Raw genomic sequence first — 14936 nt, forward strand, 5'->3', positions numbered from 1 at the left:
GGATGCAGAGGTAATCATGAAGCTAACCGATGCGGATAATGCCGCCGATGGCATTTTTTTCCCCGCCCTTGAGCAAAATATGATGGGTGCGGTGTTAATTAACGAAAATGATGAAGTGATGTTTTTCAACCCCGCCGCAGAGAAGCTCTGGGGGTACAAACGTGAAGAAGTCATTGGCAATAACATTGATATGCTGATTCCGCGGGATTTGCGTCCTGCGCATCCTGAATACATTCGTCATAACCGTGAAGGCGGTAAAGCGCGTGTCGAGGGGATGAGTCGGGAGCTGCAGCTGGAGAAAAAAGACGGCAGTAAAATCTGGACCCGTTTTGCGCTATCGAAAGTGAGCGCCGAGGGGAAAGTTTATTACCTGGCGCTGGTACGGGATGCCAGCGTAGAAATGGCGCAAAAAGAACAGACTCGACAATTGATTATTGCCGTTGACCATCTCGACCGACCGGTGATTGTCCTCGATCCGGAACGCCATATTGTGCAGTGCAATCGCGCATTTACCGAAATGTTTGGTTACTGCATTAGCGAAGCCAGCGGTATGCAGCCCGATACACTCCTGAACATTCCTGAATTCCCTGCCGATAACCGCATTCGTTTACAACAGTTGCTATGGAAAACCGCCCGCGATCAGGATGAATTTCTGCTGTTGACGCGCACCGGTGAAAAAATCTGGATTAAAGCCTCTATCAGCCCGGTTTATGACGTGCTCGCGCATCTGCAGAACCTGGTAATGACCTTCTCGGATATCACCGAAGAACGGCAAATCCGCCAGCTTGAAGGCAATATTCTCGCCGCCATGTGCAGCAGCCCGCCATTTCATGAAATGGGGGAAATCATTTGTCGTAACATCGAATCTGTTCTCAACGAATCGCATGTTTCGCTGTTCGCACTGCGCAACGGGATGCCGATACACTGGGCGTCATCTTCGCACGGTGCAGAAGTTCAAAATGCGCAAAGCTGGTCAGCGACCATTCGTCAGCGTGATGGCGCGCCTGCGGGGATCCTGCAAATTAAAACCTCGTCAGGAGCAGAAACCAGCGCCTTTATCGAACGCGTGGCAGATATCAGTCAGCATATGGCCGCGCTGGCGCTGGAACAGGAAAAAAGCCGCCAGCATATTGAACAACTCATCCAATTTGATCCGATGACCGGTCTGCCAAATCGCAATAACCTGCACAATTACCTCGATGACCTGGTCGACAAAGCCGTCTCTCCGGTGGTGTATCTCATCGGTGTTGACCATATTCAGGATGTGATTGATAGCCTTGGCTATGCGTGGGCCGATCAGGCATTGCTGGAAGTGGTCAATCGCTTTCGTGAAAAACTCAAACCGGATCAGTATCTCTGTCGTATCGAAGGTACGCAGTTTGTCCTCGTGAGCCTCGAAAACGACGTCAGTAACATTACCCAAATCGCCGATGAGCTACGGAATGTGGTCAGCAAGCCGATAATGATTGACGACAACCCCTTCCCGCTTACCTTGAGTATTGGCATCAGCTACGACGTGGGTAAAAACCGCGATTACCTACTCTCCACTGCTCACAATGCAATGGATTATATTCGCAAGAATGGCGGTAACGGCTGGCAGTTCTTCAACCCGGCGATGAACGAAATGGTAAAAGAGCGTTTGGTTTTAGGCGCAGCGCTGAAAGAAGCGATTAGCAATAACCAACTGAAACTGGTTTACCAGCCGCAAATCTTCGCAGAAACGGGTGAACTGTACGGCATCGAAGCCCTTGCTCGCTGGCACGATCCCCTGCATGGTCATGTGCCCCCTTCACGGTTTATTCCTCTCGCAGAAGAGATTGGTGAAATCGAAAATATTGGGCGCTGGGTCATCGCGGAAGCTTGCCGTCAGTTAGCAGAATGGCGTAGCCAGAATATTCATATCCCGGCATTATCCGTGAACTTGTCGGCGCTGCACTTTCGCAGTAATCAACTGCCTAATCAGGTGTCTGATGCAATGCACGCCTGGGGTATTGACGGCCACCAGCTGACGGTAGAAATCACGGAAAGCATGATGATGGAACACGATACCGAAATCTTTAAGCGCATTCAGATCCTGCGTGATATGGGCGTGGGCTTATCGGTAGATGATTTTGGTACGGGCTTTTCCGGATTATCCCGCTTAGTCAGTCTTCCGGTAACGGAAATCAAAATTGACAAAAGTTTTGTCGATCGTTGTCTGACCGAAAAACGCATCCTTGCCTTACTTGAAGCCATTACCAGCATTGGGCAAAGCCTCAATTTAACCGTCGTGGCGGAAGGCGTCGAAACCAAAGAGCAATTTGAGATGCTACGCAAGATCCACTGTCGCGTTATTCAGGGATATTTCTTTTCCCGCCCTCTACCCGCCGAAGAAATTCCAGGCTGGATGAGCAGCGTGTTACCGCTGAAAATCTGACAAATTCCTCTCGCCCGCACTCGCGGGTTTTCATTTAACGTGACACTGTCACTTAAATACTGTGATTTCAGCTACGATTCCGGGAGATTCCTTCCTTAACTTCCCCTCTTGCACCAAAACTGCACTACGCTGCACAAATGTTGATCAAAAGTTAAAAAATATAACTTTAAGCCAGCATTCTGGCGCTTATCCCGGCATGGCATGAGATCTGCATAAGCGGAAAGCGCAGCAATTTTTGTCTTATACAGGAACCGTTTATGTCGGATACCACCGAACTGGTTGATTTAGCCGTAATCTTCCCTGATCTGGAGATCGAATTGAAATACGCCTGCGCTGATAACATCACAGGTAAAGCTATTTATCAGCAAGCGCGTTGTCTGCTACACAAGGATGCGATTACCGCGCTGGCGAAAAGTATCAGTATCGCCCAGCTGTCAGGCTTACAACTGGTGATTTACGATGCGTATCGCCCACAACAAGCACAGGCGATGTTGTGGCAAGCCTGCCCAGACCCGCAATATGTTGTTGATGTGACGGTCGGTTCTAATCACAGCCGTGGCACGGCGATCGACCTGACGCTTCGTGATGAACACGGGAACATCCTCGATATGGGCGCAGGGTTCGATGAAATGCACGAGCGCTCCCATGCCTATCACCCTTCCGTCCCGCCCGCCGCTCAGCGCAATCGGCTGTTGCTGAATGCGATAATGACTGGTGGCGGTTTTGTCGGTATCTCCAGCGAATGGTGGCACTTCGAATTACCCCAGGCAGCGAGTTACCCTCTGCTCGCTGATCAATTCACCTGTTTTATATCCCCTGGCACACAACACGTCAGTTAATCAGGAAACTGTCATGAAGAGATCGATACCGTTTCGTCCCACATTGCTCGCGCTCGTCCTTGCCACAAATTTCCCGGTTGCGCACGCCGCCGTACCGAAAGATATGCTGGTGATTGGTAAGGCCGCCGATCCACAAACCCTCGACCCGGCGGTAACAATAGATAATAACGACTGGACGGTGACCTACCCGTCTTATCAGCGGCTGGTTCAGTACAAAACGGACGGTGATAAAGGCTCAACCGACGTTGAAGGCGATCTGGCAAGTAGCTGGAAAGCGTCTGACGATCAAAAAGAGTGGACGTTCACCCTGAAGGACAATGCTAAATTTGCCGATGGCACACCGGTCACTGCCGAAGCAGTAAAACTCTCTTTTGAGCGGCTACTAAAAATCGGCCAGGGGCCAGCAGAAGCATTTCCCAAAGATTTAAAGATTGATGCTCCCGACGAACATACGGTGAAGTTTACCCTTAGCCAGCCATTCGCACCGTTCCTCTACACGCTGGCGAATGACGGTGCATCCATTATCAATCCGGCGGTCTTAAAGGAACATGCAGCGGATGATGCTCGCGGCTTCCTCGCGCAAAATACCGCCGGTTCCGGACCATTTATGCTGAAAAGCTGGCAAAAAGGTCAGCAATTAGTTCTGGTGCCAAATCCGCATTACCCCGGCAATAAACCGAACTTTAAGCGAGTATCGGTAAAAATTATCGGTGAAAGTGCCTCCCGTCGCCTGCAGCTCTCCCGTGGCGACATTGACATTGCCGATGCGCTGCCGGTGGATCAACTCAACGCCCTGAAGCAGGAAAATAAAGTCAATGTGGCAGAGTATCCGTCACTGCGCGTTACCTATCTGTATCTGAATAACAGCAAAGCGCCTCTTAATCAGGCGGATCTGCGTCGGGCCATTTCCTGGTCTACCGATTATCAGGGCATGGTTAACGGCATTCTGAGTGGTAACGGAAAACAGATGCGCGGCCCGATTCCGGAAGGCATGTGGGGCTACGATGCGACGGCAATGCAATACAACCATGACGAAACGAAAGCCAAAGCCGAATGGGATAAAGTGACGAGCAAACCCACCAGCCTGACGTTTCTCTACTCCGATAACGATCCGAACTGGGAGCCTATTGCTTTGGCGACACAATCCAGTCTCAACAAGCTGGGCATCAATGTGAAGCTGGAAAAGCTGGCGAACGCCACCATGCGCGACAGAGTGGGTAAAGGTGATTACGACATTGCGATTGGCAACTGGAGTCCGGATTTTGCCGACCCGTATATGTTTATGAATTACTGGTTTGAGTCAGACAAAAAAGGTCTGCCAGGCAACCGCTCGTTCTATGAAAACAGTGAGGTCGATAAGTTACTGCGCAATGCGCTTGCGACCACCGACCAGACGCAGCGTACCCGGGACTACCAGCAGGCACAGAAAATCGTCATTGATGACGCTGCTTATGTGTACCTGTTCCAGAAAAACTACCAACTGGCGATGAACAAAGAGGTGAAAGGCTTTGTGTTCAATCCCATGCTGGAACAGGTCTTCAATATCAATACCATGAGTAAATAACGTGACCTTCTGGAGTATTTTACGCCAACGCTGCTGGGGGCTGGTGCTCGTGGTGGCGGGCGTCTGCGTGATTACGTTTATTATCTCGCATCTGATCCCTGGCGATCCGGCGCGGTTACTGGCGGGTGACCGCGCCAGCGATGCTATCGTGGAAAATATTCGCCAGCAACTGGGACTGGACCAGCCACTGTATGTACAGTTTTACCGCTACGTCAGCGACCTGTTTCATGGTGACCTGGGAACATCCATTCGTACCGGGCGTCCGGTGCTGGAAGAGTTGCGTATATTTTTCCCGGCGACGCTGGAACTGGCTTTTTGTGCCCTGCTGCTGGCACTCCTGATTGGCATCCCGCTGGGCATACTCTCTGCAGTCTGGCGAAATCGCTGGCTGGATCATCTGGTGCGAATAATGGCCATTACCGGAATCTCCACACCTGCGTTCTGGCTTGGGCTGGGCGTCATTGTGCTGTTTTATGGTCATCTGCAAATTCTTCCCGGCGGCGGAAGGCTTGATGACTGGCTGGATCCACCAACGCACGTTACCGGCTTTTATCTGCTCGATGCGCTGCTTGAAGGTAACGGTGAAGTCTTCTTCAATGCGCTGCAACATCTCATCTTACCGGCATTAACGCTGGCGTTCGTTCACCTGGGGATTGTCGCCCGCCAGATCCGCTCAGCGATGCTGGAACAATTGAGTGAAGACCACATTCGTACCGCCCGGGCCAGCGGCTTGCCCGGCTGGTATATCGTTCTATGTTATGCGCTACCCAATGCATTGATCCCATCGATTACCGTATTGGGTCTGGCGCTGGGCGATTTGTTGTATGGCGCAGTGCTCACCGAAACCGTTTTTGCCTGGCCCGGAATGGGTGCATGGGTAGTAACATCAATACAGGCGCTCGACTTCCCGGCAGTGATGGGCTTTGCCGTCGTGGTTTCATTTGTTTATGTGCTGGTCAACCTGGTGGTGGATTTGCTCTATTTGTGGATTGATCCGCGTATCGGACGTGGAGGTGGTGAATGATGCTAAGCGAGGATACGTCCGCCGTACGCCCAGCAAAACAAACGCGATTTAACGGTGCAAAACTGGTATGGATGCTGAAAGGCAGTCCGCTCACCGTGACCGGCGCAGTCATCATTGTATTAATGCTATTGATGATGATTTTTTCACCGTGGCTGGCGACGCATGATCCCAACGCCATTGATTTAACCGCCCGCCTTTTGCCGCCTTCTGCGGCGCACTGGTTTGGCACCGATGAAGTGGGACGCGATCTGTTCAGCCGCGTACTGGTCGGCAGTCAGCAATCAATTCTCGCCGGATTAGTCGTGGTTGCCATTGCGGGTATGATTGGTTCGCTACTCGGATGTCTATCCGGTGTGCTTGGCGGACGCGCAGACGCCATCATCATGCGCATCATGGACATTATGCTGTCGATTCCTTCGTTGGTACTGACAATGGCACTGGCTGCCGCTCTCGGGCCGAGTTTATTTAACGCCATGCTGGCGATTGCTATTGTGCGAATTCCCTTTTATGTGCGCCTGGCGCGGGGGCAAGCATTAGTTGTACGCCAGTATACCTATGTTCAGGCGGCGAAAACCTTTGGTGCGTCGCGTTGGCATCTGATCAGCTGGCATATTTTACGTAACTCCCTGCCGCCGCTGATCGTGCAGGCATCGCTGGATATCGGTAGCGCGATTTTAATGGCCGCCACGTTGGGATTTATTGGCCTGGGTGCTCAACAACCGAGTGCTGAATGGGGCGCGATGGTAGCGAATGGTCGCAACTATGTACTCGATCAGTGGTGGTATTGCGCATTTCCGGGGGCAGCGATTTTGCTTACCGCCGTTGGGTTTAATCTCTTTGGTGATGGTATTCGCGATCTGCTTGACCCGAAAGCAGGAGGAAAGCAGTCATGACCCAACCCGTTCTGGACATTCAACAGCTGCATTTGAGTTTCCCCGGTTTTAACGGTGATGTTCACGCGCTCAACAATGTGTCCTTGCAGATTAACCGCGGCGAAATTGTCGGTCTGGTGGGAGAATCCGGCTCAGGTAAATCAGTCACCGCAATGCTGATTATGCGTCTGCTACAGACGGGCAGTTATTGCGTACATCGGGGGCAGATTTCACTGCTGGGAGACGATGTTCTTAACGCTCGGGAAAAACAGCTTCGTCAGTGGCGCGGCGCACGAGTGGCGATGATCTTTCAGGAACCGATGACCGCCCTCAATCCGACACGTCGAATAGGTCTTCAGATGATGGACGTGATCCGCCATCATCAACCAATAAGTCGTCGGGAAGCCAGAGCTAAAGCGATTGCCCTGCTGGAAGAGATGCAAATCCCGGATGCCGTGGAAGTTATGTCGCGCTATCCGTTTGAGCTTTCAGGTGGTATGCGCCAGCGGGTAATGATTGCGCTGGCATTCTCCTGCGAGCCGCAATTGATTATTGCCGACGAACCGACTACGGCGCTGGACGTCACGGTGCAGTTGCAGGTACTGCGTTTGCTTAAACATAAAGCCCGCGCCAGTGGAACTGCGGTTCTGTTCATCAGCCATGATATGGCCGTGGTGTCGCAACTGTGCGATAGCGTTTACGTGATGTATGCCGGAAGCGTAATTGAAAGCGGCGTGACGGCAGACGTTATCCATCATCCCCGGCATCCGTATACCATTGGTTTGCTGCAATGCGCACCAGAACATGGAGTACCACGCCAGCTATTACCCGCCATTCCAGGGACGGTACCAAACCTCACCCATTTGCCTGACGGCTGCGCTTTTCGCGATCGTTGCTATGCGGCAGGTGCACAGTGTGAAAACGTCCCGGCGCTGACAGCGTGTGGTGACAACAACCAGCGCTGCGCCTGTTGGTATCCGCAGCAGGAGGTCATAAGTGTCTGACACGTTATTAACGTTACGCGACGTCCATATCAATTTCCCGGCCCGTAAAAACTGGCTTGGTAAAACTACGGAACATGTTCATGCCATTAATGGTATTGATTTACAGATCCGCCGTGGTGAAACCTTAGGGATCGTCGGCGAGTCAGGCTGCGGCAAAAGCACCCTCGCACAGCTTTTAATGGGTATGCTGCAACCGAGCCACGGGCAGTACATCCGTTCTGGCTCACAACGCATTATGCAGATGGTGTTTCAGGACCCGCTCTCTTCGCTTAATCCGCGCTTACCGGTGTGGCGCATCATCACAGAACCGCTCTGGATAGCTAAGCGTAGTAGTGAACAACAGCGGCGAGCGTTAGCAGAGGAGTTGGCTGTGCAGGTGGGTATTCGTCCGGAGTATCTCGACCGCCTGCCTCATGCGTTCTCCGGCGGGCAGCGGCAACGCATCGCCATTGCCAGAGCACTCTCTTCGCAGCCTGACGTGATTGTGCTTGATGAGCCAACCTCTGCACTGGATATCTCCGTGCAGGCGCAGATCCTCAATTTACTGGTAACGCTACAGGTAAATCGCGGGCTGACCTATGTGCTGATCTCACACAATGTCTCGGTGATTCGTCATATGAGCGATCGGGTAGCGGTGATGTATCTCGGGCAGATTGTAGAACTGGGCGACGCGCAGCAGGTGTTGACGGCACCTGCACATCCATACACCCGATTATTGCTGGATTCCCTCCCCGCCATTGATAAACCGCTGGAGGAAGAATGGGCATTACGTAAAACGGATCTGCCGGGAAACCGCACGTTGCCGCAAGGCTGTTTTTTCTACGAACGTTGCCCTCTGGCAACCCACGGATGTGAAGTCCGGCAATCATTAACAATAAGGGAGGACGGACGTGAGATCCGGTGCTGGCGGGCGCTGTAGAGATGCTAACAACGCATCAGGCATTCACGCGCCTGACGCGTCATCCGGCAATGCTTTACGATTTCAACTGGTAATCAAGCGTAATTTCCGCTTTCAGTACCTGAGAAACCGGGCATCCTGCTTTTGCTTTCTGGATGATGCCGTCAAAGGTAGAGGCATCAATACCCGGCACCGCAACTTCACTCTTCAGTGCGATTTTCGTAATCGCAAAACCGGCATCCACTTTATCCAGCGACACATCGGCGGTGGTATCAATCGATGTTGGCGTAAATCCCGCTTCCCCCAGCATTAATGAAAGCGCCATTGAGAAACATGCGGCATGCGCTGCGCCAATCAGTTCTTCAGGGTTAGTTCCTTTTTCGCCTTCAAAACGCGTGTTAAATCCATACGGCTGTTGGTTCAGCACACCACTCTCGGTGGATACTGTTCCCTTCCCGCGTTTGATATCGCCTTCCCAGTGTGCCTGACCTTTCTTATGGATTGTCATTGTTGCTCTCCTGTGGGCTTAAAAAGGAAATTATAGACTACGTGAGAAACAGCACGAGGATAAGCAGGATATTCCGAATAAAAATCCGGCAGAAATATTACTTCTGCACTTAAATTAAATTTCCACAATAGATAACCGGGAATATATAACCCAAGAGATATTGCATTAATATTAATCAACTCACCACAATAATAATACCTATCAATATCATGAGGTTAAAATATAAAAATCATCAACCAGGACTAATCTTAACAACGAAGCGGCAAATATTTGCCATGCTGAATGTGCTTTATAAATCTGCGATCCGTAGCAGACACCATAAATACACAGACACGGAGAATCACTATGTTTACTTATTATCAGGCAGAAAATTCAACAGCAGAACCCGCTCTGGTTAATGCCATTGAGCAAGGCCTTCGGGCAGAGCACGGTGTTGTCACTGAAGATGACATTCTCATGGAGCTGACCAAATGGGTGGAAGCTTCTGATAACGACATCCTCAGTGATATCTACCAGCAAACGATCAATTATGTGGTCAGTGGCCAGCACCCTACGCTTTAAGGTGCTATGCTTGATCGGCAACCTAATTTAGGGGTTTAGCACGTGTTTCTTCGCTACGGCGATGTTGTCCTTAAAACTAGCAACAGGATTGAGGAGTTAAAATGAAATCGAACCGTCAGGCACGTCATATTCTTGGACTGGACCATAAAATTTCTAACCAGCGCAAAATAGTTACCGAAGGTGACAAATCCAGCGTGGTAAATAATCCAACCGGCAGAAAACGCCCCGCTGAAAAGTAATTCATAACCATCAGTCCTCAATGACGATTAAACACCATTGCCTGCGCAATGGTGTTTTTGTTTTTATCTGCTCTATACTTGGGGCCGACGCCCTGGCGGTAAAGCAAAGACGATAAAAGCGTGCCAGGGATGGATATTCAAAAAAGAGTGAGTGACATGGAACCAAAAACAAAAAAACAGCGTTCGCTTTATATCCCTTACGCTGGCCCTGTACTGCTGGAATTTCCGTTGTTGAATAAAGGCAGTGCCTTCAGCATGGAAGAACGCCGTAACTTCAACCTGCTGGGGTTACTGCCGGAAGTGGTCGAAACCATCGAAGAACAAGCGGAACGAGCATGGATCCAGTATCAGGGATTCAAAACCGAAATCGACAAACACATCTACCTGCGTAACATCCAGGACACTAACGAAACCCTCTTCTACCGTCTGGTAAACAATCATCTTGATGAGATGATGCCTGTTATTTATACCCCAACCGTCGGCGCAGCCTGTGAGCGTTTTTCTGAGATCTACCGCCGTTCACGCGGCGTGTTTATCTCTTACCAGAACCGGCACAATATGGACGATATTCTGCAAAACGTGCCGAACCATAATATTAAAGTGATTGTGGTGACTGACGGTGAACGTATTCTAGGGCTTGGTGACCAGGGCATCGGCGGGATGGGCATTCCGATCGGTAAACTGTCGCTCTATACCGCCTGTGGCGGCATCAGCCCGGCGTATACCCTTCCGGTGGTGCTGGATGTCGGAACGAACAACCAACAGCTGCTTAACGATCCGCTGTATATGGGCTGGCGTAATCCGCGTATCACTGACGACGAATACTATGAATTCGTTGATGAATTTATCCAGGCTGTGAAACAACGCTGGCCAGACGTGCTGTTGCAGTTTGAAGACTTTGCTCAAAAAAATGCGATGCCGTTACTTAACCGCTATCGCAATGAAATTTGTTCTTTTAACGATGACATTCAGGGCACTGCGGCGGTAACAGTCGGCACACTGATCGCAGCAAGCCGCGCGGCAGGTGGTCAGTTAAGCGAGAAAAAAATCGTCTTCCTTGGCGCAGGTTCAGCGGGATGCGGCATTGCCGAAATGATCATCTCCCAGACCCAGCGCGAAGGATTAAGCGAGGAAGCGGCGCGGCAGAAAGTCTTTATGGTCGATCGCTTTGGCTTGCTGACCGACAAGATGCCGAACCTGCTGCCTTTCCAGACCAAACTGGTGCAGAAGCGCGAAAACCTCAGTGACTGGGATACCGACAGCGATGTGTTGTCACTGCTGGATGTGGTGCGCAATGTAAAACCAGATATTCTGATTGGCGTCTCAGGACAGACCGGGCTGTTTACGGAAGAGATCATTCGTGAGATGCATAAACACTGTCCGCGTCCGATCGTGATGCCGCTGTCTAACCCGACGTCACGCGTGGAAGCCACACCGCAGGATATTATCGCCTGGACCGAAGGTAACGCGCTGGTCGCCACTGGCAGCCCGTTTAATCCAGTGGTATGGAAAGATAAAATCTACCCTATCGCCCAGTGTAACAACGCCTTTATTTTCCCGGGCATCGGCCTGGGGGTTATTGCTTCCGGCGCGTCACGTATCACCGATGAGATGCTGATGTCGGCAAGTGAAACGCTTGCTCAGTATTCGCCGCTGGTCCTGAACGGCGAAGGTCTGGTACTACCGGAACTGAAAGATATTCAGAAAGTCTCCCGCGCAATTGCGTTTGCGGTTGGCAAAATGGCGCAGCAGCAAGGCGTGGCGGTGAAAACGTCTGCCGAAGCTCTGCAACAGGCCATTGATGATAATTTCTGGCAAGCCGAATACCGCGACTACCGCCGTACCTCCATCTAAGCCTGCGCCCGGTAGTGAAGGCTACCGGGCTATTTCTCTCTCCCTTTTTCAGATCTCATCCATACTGGGTAGTGGCGAATAAATCTCATTTGCCTCACCTGCTATGCAGAACATCATCCGAAAAGGAGGAACTATGAAGGCTGCAGTTGTTACGAAGGATCATCACGTTGACGTTACGGATAAAACACTGCGCTCACTGAAACATGGCGAAGCCCTGCTGAAAATGGAGTGTTGTGGTGTATGTCATACCGATCTTCATGTTAAGAATGGCGATTTTGGTGACAAAACTGGCGTAATTCTGGGCCATGAAGGCATCGGTGTGGTGGCAGAAGTTGGCCCAGGTGTCACCTCATTAAAACCAGGCGATCGTGCCAGCGTGGCGTGGTTCTACGAAGGATGCGGTCATTGCGAATACTGTAATAGTGGTAACGAAACGCTCTGCCGTTCAGTTAAAAATGCCGGATACAGCGTTGATGGCGGGATGGCGGAAGAGTGCATCGTGGTCGCCGATTACGCGGTAAAAGTGCCAGATGGTCTGGACTCGGCGGCGGCCAGCAGCATTACCTGTGCGGGGGTCACCACCTACAAAGCCGTTAAACTGTCAAAAATTCGTCCAGGGCAGTGGATTGCTATCTACGGTCTTGGCGGTCTGGGTAACCTCGCTCTGCAATACGCGAAGAATGTCTTTAACGCGAAAGTGATCGCCATTGATGTCAATGATGAGCAGTTAAAACTGGCAACCGAAATGGGTGCAGATTTAGCGATTAACTCACGCACCGAAGACGCCGCCAAAATTGTGCAGGAGAAAACCGGTGGCGCTCACGCTGCGGTGGTAACAGCAGTTGCTAAAGCTGCGTTTAACTCGGCAGTTGATGCTGTCCGTGCAGGCGGTCGTGTTGTGGCTGTCGGTCTGCCGCCGGAGTCTATGAGCCTGGATATCCCACGCCTTGTGCTGGATGGCATTGAAGTGGTCGGTTCGCTGGTCGGCACGCGCCAGGATCTAACCGAAGCCTTCCAGTTTGCCGCCGAAGGCAAAGTGGTGCCGAAAGTCGCCCTGCGTCCGTTAGCGGACATCAACACCATCTTTACCGAGATGGAAGAAGGCAAAATCCGTGGCCGTATGGTGATTGATTTCCGCCGTTAAGAGGCCTTTGCTGCGAGTGCCAGTCCTGGTGTCGCAGCATCGCACTCTCTCCGACATTAAATGGCTAAATGGATTATTGTTCCTTCCTACGCAACAATAATGATAGTGTTCCTGATGAAGGAACACTACTGAGAGTAAAGACACTGATGAAAATGGCCAATCATCCCCGCCCGGGGGACATTATTCAGGAATCACTGGACGAACTTAATGTCAGCCTGCGCGAGTTTGCCAGAGCAATGGAAATTGCTCCCTCAACGGCAAGCCGATTGCTGACCGGAAAAGCAGCTTTGACACCAGAAATGGCGATTAAACTTTCCGTGGTGATCGGCAGTTCGCCGCAAATGTGGCTGAATCTGCAAAACGCCTGGAGTCTGGCAGAGGCAGAAAAAACGGTGGATGTGTCGCGACTACGCCGTCTGGTTACGCAATAAAAAAATGGCGCTTCTTAAAGCGCCATTTTCAGCTTAAAGTTCAAAAGAGATTATATCCCTTCTTCACTCTCTTTTTTCGCTTCTGCCTTCTCGATTTCACGATACCAGCGCGGATGGTGTTTCTTCGCCCAGCGACGGCTCACCTTCCCTTCGATCATCCCTTTAATCGACCCTTTCACCCAGAATGCCATATACATATGGATCAGGATGGCGTGGATCAGGATGATACCCGCAGCCGCGTGGATCAGCAGGCTGTAGCGAACAACCTGCATCGGGAAGTACTGCGCAAAGTACGGACGCCAGATAATCACCCCGGTCACCAGCAGCACGAAAATCATGCTCATGATCGACCAGAACATCATCTTTTGCCCGGCGTTGTACTTACCGACATCCGCCACTTTATGCTCATTGCCTTTCAATACTTCGACAATGTTCAACAGCCACGGAATATCTTTCTTATCCGGGATGTTGTGATGCACAAAACGCACAAACATAAACATCAGTGCGACGAAAATCGCAATGCCGAAAAACGGGTGCAAAATGCGTCCCATCTGCGGCGTACCGAAGGTTTGCGTCAGCCATTGCAGCGTCGGGAAGAAGAACGAAATCCCGGACAGCGCCACCAGGAAGAAGCAAATCACCACGGTCCAGTGACAGGCGCGATCAATAAATTTGGTGCGCACAATCATTTTCGACTTACTCATGATGATCCTCCTCGTCATCGTCCACTTCCTTATTCGGGCCAATACCGATGTAGTGGAAAATCAACCCGGCAAAAGTGGCAATAAAGCCAGCCGCTGCCAGCGGTTTCAACGCGCCTTTCCACAGGCTTACCGAGGTGTCGATCTTCGGATCTTTCGGCAGACCGTGATACAGCTCCGGCTGATCGGCGTGATGCAGCACGTACATAACGTGCGTACCACCGACCCCTTCCGGGTTGTAGACGCCAGCATGTTCGTAACCACGCGCTTTCAGTTTCGCCACGCGCTGTTCCGCCAGCTCCAGCATCTCCTTCTTGGTGCCGAAGTGGATAGCCCCGGTCGGACAGGTTTTCACACAAGCCGGTTCCTGGCCGACGCTGACGCGATCGACGCAGAGCGTGCATTTATATACCCGGTTATCCTCTTTGTTGAGGCGCGGAATATTAAACGGACACCCGGCAATGCAGTAACCACAGCCGATGCAGTTTTCCGACTGGAAATCGACAATCCCGTTAGCGTACTGAATGATTGCACCAGCAGACGGGCACGCCTTCAGGCAGCCGGGATCTTCACAGTGCATACAGCCGTCTTTACGGATCAGCCACTCCAGCTTGCCGTTCTGTTCGGTTTCGCTAAAGCGCATCACCGTCCAGGACTTGGCGCTCAGATCGGCGGGGTTATCGTAAACCCCGACGCAGTGCCCCACTTCATCACGGATGTCGTTCCACTCCGAACACGCCACCTGACAGGCTTTACAGCCGATACAGGTGGAAACGTCGATAAGTTTTGCGACTTCTGCTTTGTAATCACGCACCTGAGAAGGCGGCGTGATGGAGTTAGTTGCGGACCTTTTGATAATGTCCTGCGTTTCCATAGCCATC

At 51.4% G+C, this 14936-nt stretch carries 15 protein-coding genes; 12 read left to right on the top strand and 3 right to left on the bottom strand.

Features of this window, described 5'->3' with window-relative positions:
• The first annotated feature begins 16 nt into the window (after positions 1–16).
• The 7 genes from dosP (at position 17) to HGD79_RS03855 (ending at position 8638) form a co-directional block, all read left to right on the top strand.
• Positions 17–2416: an oxygen-sensing cyclic-di-GMP phosphodiesterase DosP gene (gene dosP, locus HGD79_RS03825; RefSeq protein ID WP_168848306.1), complete on the top strand. Its 2400-nt coding sequence runs from the start codon at positions 17–19 to the stop codon at positions 2414–2416.
• A gap of 257 nt (positions 2417–2673) precedes the next feature.
• Positions 2674–3255 carry a D-alanyl-D-alanine dipeptidase gene (gene ddpX, locus HGD79_RS03830; protein WP_001285834.1) on the top strand — a complete coding sequence of 194 codons (582 nt, stop codon included), beginning with the start codon at positions 2674–2676 and terminating at the stop codon, positions 3253–3255.
• Between the two features lie 13 nt (positions 3256–3268).
• Positions 3269–4819: an ABC transporter substrate-binding protein gene (locus tag HGD79_RS03835; RefSeq protein ID WP_000830514.1), complete on the top strand. Its 1551-nt coding sequence runs from the start codon at positions 3269–3271 to the stop codon at positions 4817–4819.
• Between the two features lies 1 nt (position 4820).
• Positions 4821–5843 (top strand): ABC transporter permease, encoded by a 1023-nt coding sequence (locus HGD79_RS03840; protein ID WP_075826915.1) that lies wholly within the window; start codon positions 4821–4823, stop codon positions 5841–5843.
• Entirely contained in the window at positions 5840–6736 is an 897-nt protein-coding gene (ddpC, locus tag HGD79_RS03845; RefSeq protein WP_000979586.1) for a D,D-dipeptide ABC transporter permease, read from the top strand. Before HGD79_RS03840 ends, ddpC begins: the two co-directional genes overlap by 4 nt.
• A complete protein-coding gene (locus tag HGD79_RS03850) occupies positions 6733–7719 on the top strand; it encodes an ABC transporter ATP-binding protein (RefSeq protein ID WP_000193559.1) in 987 nt (328 codons plus the stop codon). The genes ddpC and HGD79_RS03850 overlap by 4 nt, the downstream gene beginning before the upstream one ends.
• Positions 7712–8638: an ABC transporter ATP-binding protein gene (locus HGD79_RS03855; protein WP_001285553.1), complete on the top strand. Its 927-nt coding sequence runs from the start codon at positions 7712–7714 to the stop codon at positions 8636–8638. Before HGD79_RS03850 ends, HGD79_RS03855 begins: the two co-directional genes overlap by 8 nt.
• Before the next feature lie 55 nt (positions 8639–8693).
• On the opposite strand, the gene osmC is transcribed toward HGD79_RS03855, so the two are convergent.
• Positions 8694–9125 (bottom strand): peroxiredoxin OsmC, encoded by a 432-nt coding sequence (osmC, locus tag HGD79_RS03860; RefSeq protein ID WP_000152305.1) that lies wholly within the window; start codon positions 9123–9125, stop codon positions 8694–8696.
• Positions 9126–9470: 345 nt separating this feature from the next.
• On the opposite strand from osmC, the gene bdm reads away from it, so the two are divergent.
• The 5 genes from bdm (at position 9471) to HGD79_RS03885 (ending at position 13354) form a co-directional block, all read left to right on the top strand.
• Entirely contained in the window at positions 9471–9686 is a 216-nt protein-coding gene (bdm, locus tag HGD79_RS03865) for a biofilm-dependent modulation protein (RefSeq protein WP_000495766.1), read from the top strand.
• 101 nt (positions 9687–9787) lie between these two features.
• A complete protein-coding gene (gene sra, locus HGD79_RS03870; RefSeq protein WP_000841554.1) occupies positions 9788–9925 on the top strand; it encodes a stationary-phase-induced ribosome-associated protein in 138 nt (45 codons plus the stop codon).
• A gap of 156 nt (positions 9926–10081) precedes the next feature.
• Positions 10082–11779 carry a malate dehydrogenase gene (gene maeA, locus HGD79_RS03875; protein WP_000433475.1) on the top strand — a complete coding sequence of 566 codons (1698 nt, stop codon included), beginning with the start codon at positions 10082–10084 and terminating at the stop codon, positions 11777–11779.
• 133 nt (positions 11780–11912) lie between these two features.
• Positions 11913–12923, top strand: coding sequence for an alcohol dehydrogenase AdhP (gene adhP, locus HGD79_RS03880; RefSeq protein WP_000642407.1), 1011 nt, complete (start codon positions 11913–11915; stop codon positions 12921–12923).
• Between the two features lie 146 nt (positions 12924–13069).
• Positions 13070–13354 carry a HigA family addiction module antitoxin gene (locus HGD79_RS03885; protein WP_000781370.1) on the top strand — a complete coding sequence of 95 codons (285 nt, stop codon included), beginning with the start codon at positions 13070–13072 and terminating at the stop codon, positions 13352–13354.
• A 50-nt stretch (positions 13355–13404) separates the two neighbouring features.
• On the opposite strand, the gene fdnI is transcribed toward HGD79_RS03885, so the two are convergent.
• Positions 13405–14058, bottom strand: a complete 654-nt coding sequence (fdnI, locus tag HGD79_RS03890) for a formate dehydrogenase-N subunit gamma (protein ID WP_000045648.1) — start codon at positions 14056–14058, stop codon at positions 13405–13407.
• Positions 14051–14935 carry a formate dehydrogenase N subunit beta gene (gene fdnH / locus HGD79_RS03895; RefSeq protein ID WP_001240582.1) on the bottom strand — a complete coding sequence of 295 codons (885 nt, stop codon included), beginning with the start codon at positions 14933–14935 and terminating at the stop codon, positions 14051–14053. The genes fdnI and fdnH overlap by 8 nt, the downstream gene beginning before the upstream one ends.
• Between the last annotated feature and the right edge of the window lies 1 nt (position 14936).

Origin of the sequence: Escherichia sp. SCLE84 (assembly GCF_012584495.1) — a bacterium.
Taxonomy (GTDB): domain Bacteria; phylum Pseudomonadota; class Gammaproteobacteria; order Enterobacterales; family Enterobacteriaceae; genus ECMA0423.

What these genes read in the sequence shown, in the direction of transcription:
- dosP (WP_168848306.1), top strand. Translation starts at nt 17, where the DNA reads ATGAAGCTAACCGATGCGGATAATGCCGCCGATGGCATTTTTTTCCCC.
- ddpX (WP_001285834.1), top strand. Translation starts at nt 2,674, where the DNA reads ATGTCGGATACCACCGAACTGGTTGATTTAGCCGTAATCTTCCCTGAT.
- HGD79_RS03835 (WP_000830514.1), top strand. Translation starts at nt 3,269, where the DNA reads ATGAAGAGATCGATACCGTTTCGTCCCACATTGCTCGCGCTCGTCCTT.
- ddpC (WP_000979586.1), top strand. Translation starts at nt 5,840, where the DNA reads ATGATGCTAAGCGAGGATACGTCCGCCGTACGCCCAGCAAAACAAACG.
- HGD79_RS03850 (WP_000193559.1), top strand. Translation starts at nt 6,733, where the DNA reads ATGACCCAACCCGTTCTGGACATTCAACAGCTGCATTTGAGTTTCCCC.
- osmC (WP_000152305.1), bottom strand. Translation starts at nt 9,125, where the DNA reads ATGACAATCCATAAGAAAGGTCAGGCACACTGGGAAGGCGATATCAAA.
- bdm (WP_000495766.1), top strand. Translation starts at nt 9,471, where the DNA reads ATGTTTACTTATTATCAGGCAGAAAATTCAACAGCAGAACCCGCTCTG.
- sra (WP_000841554.1), top strand. Translation starts at nt 9,788, where the DNA reads ATGAAATCGAACCGTCAGGCACGTCATATTCTTGGACTGGACCATAAA.
- maeA (WP_000433475.1), top strand. Translation starts at nt 10,082, where the DNA reads ATGGAACCAAAAACAAAAAAACAGCGTTCGCTTTATATCCCTTACGCT.
- adhP (WP_000642407.1), top strand. Translation starts at nt 11,913, where the DNA reads ATGAAGGCTGCAGTTGTTACGAAGGATCATCACGTTGACGTTACGGAT.
- HGD79_RS03885 (WP_000781370.1), top strand. Translation starts at nt 13,070, where the DNA reads ATGAAAATGGCCAATCATCCCCGCCCGGGGGACATTATTCAGGAATCA.
- fdnI (WP_000045648.1), bottom strand. Translation starts at nt 14,058, where the DNA reads ATGAGTAAGTCGAAAATGATTGTGCGCACCAAATTTATTGATCGCGCC.
- fdnH (WP_001240582.1), bottom strand. Translation starts at nt 14,935, where the DNA reads ATGGCTATGGAAACGCAGGACATTATCAAAAGGTCCGCAACTAACTCC.